The 1986-nt window shown below is 49.5% G+C and carries 2 tRNA genes and 1 rRNA gene; all 3 read right to left on the bottom strand.

From position 1 onward, the window contains the following. Positions 1-2 precede the first annotated feature (2 nt). The 3 genes from AC5EUN_RS17660 to AC5EUN_RS17650 all read right to left on the bottom strand — a co-directional run bounded on the left by AC5EUN_RS17660 (position 3) and on the right by AC5EUN_RS17650 (position 1821). Positions 3-78 (bottom strand) — tRNA-Ala (locus AC5EUN_RS17660). 67 nt (positions 79-145) lie between these two features. Next, a tRNA-Ile gene (locus AC5EUN_RS17655) sits at positions 146-222 on the bottom strand. Between the two features lie 61 nt (positions 223-283). After that, positions 284-1821: ribosomal RNA gene (locus AC5EUN_RS17650) — 16S ribosomal RNA — on the bottom strand. Between the last annotated feature and the right edge of the window lie 165 nt (positions 1822-1986).

Here is a 1986-nt window from a genome sequence, read left to right as displayed (position 1 = left end):
TATGGTGGAGACTAGGAGAGTCGAACTCCTGACCTCCTGCGTGCAAAGCAGGCGCTCTACCAACTAAGCTAAGTCCCCAGCTTATCAATAAGTCAATGTTTCTGTTTTCTGTATTCAGCATTTAACAATGCTTGTTAGTCAGATTTGGTGGGTCTGACAAGACTTGAACTTGTGACCCCACGCTTATCAAGCGTGTGCTCTAACCAACTGAGCTACAGACCCTCAGATACATCGTCATGAAGAACAACTTGTTGTGGATTCTTACCAATCGTCAATCTTTCGTTAAGGAGGTGATCCAGCCGCAGGTTCCCCTACGGCTACCTTGTTACGACTTCACCCCAGTCATCGGCCACACCGTGGTAAGCGTCCTCCTTGCGGTTAGACTACCTACTTCTGGTGCAACAAATTCCCATGGTGTGACGGGCGGTGTGTACAAGGCCCGGGAACGTATTCACCGCGGCATTCTGATCCGCGATTACTAGCGATTCCGACTTCATGGAGTCGAGTTGCAGACTCCAATCCGGACTACGATCGGCTTTTTGAGATTAGCATCCTATCGCTAGGTAGCAACCCTTTGTACCGACCATTGTAGCACGTGTGTAGCCCTGGTCGTAAGGGCCATGATGACTTGACGTCGTCCCCGCCTTCCTCCAGTTTGTCACTGGCAGTATCCTTAAAGTTCCCGGCTTAACCCGCTGGCAAATAAGGAAAAGGGTTGCGCTCGTTGCGGGACTTAACCCAACATCTCACGACACGAGCTGACGACAGCCATGCAGCACCTGTATGTAAGTTCCCGAAGGCACCAATCCATCTCTGGAAAGTTCTTACTATGTCAAGACCAGGTAAGGTTCTTCGCGTTGCATCGAATTAAACCACATGCTCCACCGCTTGTGCGGGCCCCCGTCAATTCATTTGAGTTTTAGTCTTGCGACCGTACTCCCCAGGCGGTCTACTTATCGCGTTAGCTGCGCCACTAAAGCCTCAAAGGCCCCAACGGCTAGTAGACATCGTTTACGGCATGGACTACCAGGGTATCTAATCCTGTTTGCTCCCCATGCTTTCGTACCTCAGCGTCAGTATTAGGCCAGATGGCTGCCTTCGCCATCGGTATTCCTCCAGATCTCTACGCATTTCACCGCTACACCTGGAATTCTACCATCCTCTCCCATACTCTAGCTTCCCAGTATCGAATGCAATTCCTAAGTTAAGCTCAGGGATTTCACATCCGACTTAAAAAGCCGCCTACGCACGCTTTACGCCCAGTAAATCCGATTAACGCTCGCACCCTCTGTATTACCGCGGCTGCTGGCACAGAGTTAGCCGGTGCTTATTCTGCGAGTAACGTCCACTATCCTAGAGTATTAATCCAAGTAGCCTCCTCCTCGCTTAAAGTGCTTTACAACCAAAAGGCCTTCTTCACACACGCGGCATGGCTGGATCAGGCTTTCGCCCATTGTCCAATATTCCCCACTGCTGCCTCCCGTAGGAGTCTGGGCCGTGTCTCAGTCCCAGTGTGGCGGATCATCCTCTCAGACCCGCTACAGATCGTCGCCTTGGTAGGCCTTTACCCCACCAACTAGCTAATCTGACTTAGGCTCATCTATTAGCGCAAGGTCCGAAGATCCCCTGCTTTCCCCCGTAGGGCGTATGCGGTATTAGCATTCCTTTCGGAATGTTGTCCCCCACTAATAGGCAGATTCCTAAGCATTACTCACCCGTCCGCCGCTAGGTCAGGTAGCAAGCTACCCTTCCCCGCTCGACTTGCATGTGTTAAGCCTGCCGCCAGCGTTCAATCTGAGCCATGATCAAACTCTTCAGTTAAAATCATTAGTAGCTTATGGCTACAAATCTTGGCTCATCAATTTTCTGACAAATATTTCTCAAATAAACTTCGAGTAATTTTTACCTTCAATCAATGAAATATTTTCGATCGATCAATCAGTAAAAATCCACACAAGTTGTTCTTCATAATCTCTTAATGATCTT

It is taken from the genome of Acinetobacter sp. CAU_H_S170_2, assembly GCF_058890445.1.
This window is presented reverse-complemented; position numbering and strand designations above follow the sequence as displayed.